This window comes from Oleiphilus sp. HI0043, from assembly GCF_001634935.1.
Map to the genome: position 1 here is coordinate 1 of NZ_LWEY01000571.1, position 963 is coordinate 963.

Genomic DNA, 963 nt, shown 5'->3' on the forward strand with positions numbered 1-963 from the left:
GAAGATACTACTGCACCAGTGATCACTCTTATTGGTGACGACCCTACTTATGTTGAACAGCTTTCGACTTATAATGAAGAAGGCGCTACCGCTATCGATAACCGTGATGGAGATATCAGCGCCAACATTATGATCAGTGGAAACGTCGATTCTGACACTGCCGGCACTTACACACTTGCTTACGATGTTACCGATGAAGCTGGCAATGTAGCCACGACCGTAACGCGCGAGGTGATCGTTCAAGATACGACTGCACCAGTAATAACACTTATCGGCGACGCAGTTGTTACACTAGAAAGAGGCGATAGCTTCTCAGATGAAGGTGCCAGCGCCGTCGACAATGTTGACGGAGATATTAGTGCAAGCATAGTAAGTTCAGGTAGCGTAATCAGCGGAAGCGTTGGCAGCTACATCATAAACTACAATGTTTCTGACACTGCTGGTAATTCAGCTATTGTTGTATCGCGTACAGTTAACGTCGTCGACAGCACCGCGCCAATCATTACCTTGTTAGGAGCTGCTCCATATAATCAAGAAATTAACACCCCATTTAATGACCCAGGCGCTACCGCAATTGATGTTCCTGGTGAAGACTTATCAAGTTCGATTGTCGTAACAGGTACGGTAAATACTTCAGTCGAGGGAACCTACACTCTTTCTTACGATGTAAGCGATGCATCGGGTAACGTTGCAACAAGCATTTTCCGAGATGTTATCGTTGCCGATTCCGGTAGCCCTATGATCACCCTACTCGGAGATAACCCTCTCACTCACGCACAAGGCTCGCCTTACACTGACCCTGGAGCAACAGCTACGGATGCGGTAGATGGTGACCTTTCCGGAAGCATTGTTGTCGGTGGCGACACGGTAGACCCTAACTTAATCGGCAGCTACCTTATAACTTACGATGTCTCAGATTCATCGGGCAACCCTGCTCCAACCGTAACCCGTACAGTCAACATA

General features: G+C 47.7%; 1 protein-coding gene. It reads left to right on the top strand.

Going from position 1 to position 963, the window contains the following annotated elements:
* Positions 1–963, top strand: a 963-nt coding sequence (locus tag A3729_RS07145) for a DUF5011 domain-containing protein (protein WP_156497758.1), incomplete at both ends; no start/stop codon positions are given.